Annotated in this window: 1 rRNA gene; it reads left to right on the top strand. The window is 52.5% G+C overall.

Features of this window, described 5'->3' with window-relative positions:
- Window positions 1-30 precede the first annotated feature (30 nt).
- Window positions 31-1,529 (top strand): 23S ribosomal RNA (locus tag AB5Y99_RS00010); the annotation flags it as partial.

Below are 1,529 nucleotides of genomic sequence, written 5' to 3'. Positions count from 1 at the left end.
CGGTTTCACCGACACTTCTTGGGGTTGTATGGTTAAGTGACTAAGCGTACATGGTGGATGCCTTGGCAGTCAGAGGCGATGAAGGACGTACTAACCTGCGATAAGCTGTGAGAAGTCGGTAAGAGACGCTATTACTCACAGATTTCCGAATGGGGAAACCCACCCGAGATAACTCGGGTATCTGTTACTGAATACATAGGTAACAGAGGCGAACCGGGAGAACTGAAACATCTAAGTACCCCGAGGAAAAGAAATCAACCGAGATTCCCTCAGTAGCGGCGAGCGAACGGGGATTAGCCCTTAAGCATCTTGGAAGTTAGTGGAACGGTCCTGGAAAGGCCGGCGATACAGGGTGATAGCCCCGTACACGAAAACAACCTTGATGTGAAATCGAGTAGGGCGGGACACGTGACATCCTGTCTGAATATGGGGGGACCATCCTCCAAGGCTAAATACTCCTGACTGACCGATAGTGAACCAGTACCGTGAGGGAAAGGCGAAAAGAACCCCTGTGAGGGGAGTGAAATAGAACCTGAAACCGTGTACGTACAAGCAGTGGGAGCCCTTCGGGGTGACTGCGTACCTTTTGTATAATGGGTCAGCGACTTACATTTTGTAGCGAGGTTAACCGTATAGGGGAGCCGTAGGGAAACCGAGTCTTAACTGGGCGTCTAGTTGCAAGGTGTAGACCCGAAACCGGGTGATCTAGCCATGGGCAGGTTGAAGGTTGAGTAACATCAACTGGAGGACCGAACCCACTAACGTTGCAAAGTTAGGGGATGACCTGTGGCTGGGGGTGAAAGGCCAATCAAACTCGGAGATAGCTGGTTCTCCCCGAAAGCTATTTAGGTAGCGCCTCGGACGAATACTACTGGGGGTAGAGCACTGTTTGGGCTAGGGGGTCATCCCGACTTACCAACCCCATGCAAACTCCGAATACCAGTAAGTAATATCCGGGAGACACACGGCGGGTGCTAACGTCCGTCGTGAAGAGGGAAACAACCCAGACCGCCGGCTAAGGTCCCAAAGTTCTGGTTAAGTGGGAAACGATGTGGGAAGGCTCAGACAGCTAGGATGTTGGCTTAGAAGCAGCCATCATTTAAAGAAAGCGTAATAGCTCACTAGTCGAGTCGGCCTGCGCGGAAGATGTAACGGGGCTCAAACCAGGCACCGAAGCCGCGGATTCACACTTATGTGTGAGTGGTAGGGGAGCGTTCTGTAAGTCTGCGAAGGTGTATCGAGAGGTATGCTGGAGATATCAGAAGTGCGAATGCTGACGTAAGTAACGATAAAGGGGGTGAAAAGCCTCCTCGCCGGAAGACCAAGGGTTCCTGTCCAACGTTAATCGGGGCAGGGTGAGTCGACCCCTAAGGCGAGGCCGAAAGGCGTAGTCGATGGGAAGCAGGTTAATATTCCTGCACGACTTGTAATTGCGATGGGGGGACGGAGAAGGCTAGGTGGGCCAGGCGACGGTTGTCCTGGTGAAAGTGCGTAGGTGGTGTTTCCAGGCAAATCCGGAGACACAACAC

Origin of the sequence: Aeromonas sp. R4-2 (genome assembly GCF_040908295.1) — a bacterium.
In the GTDB taxonomy this organism is placed as follows: Bacteria; Pseudomonadota; Gammaproteobacteria; order Enterobacterales; family Aeromonadaceae; genus Aeromonas; species Aeromonas veronii.
The sequence above is the reverse complement of the archived record's forward strand: the minus strand, read 5'-3'. Positions and strand labels throughout refer to the sequence as shown.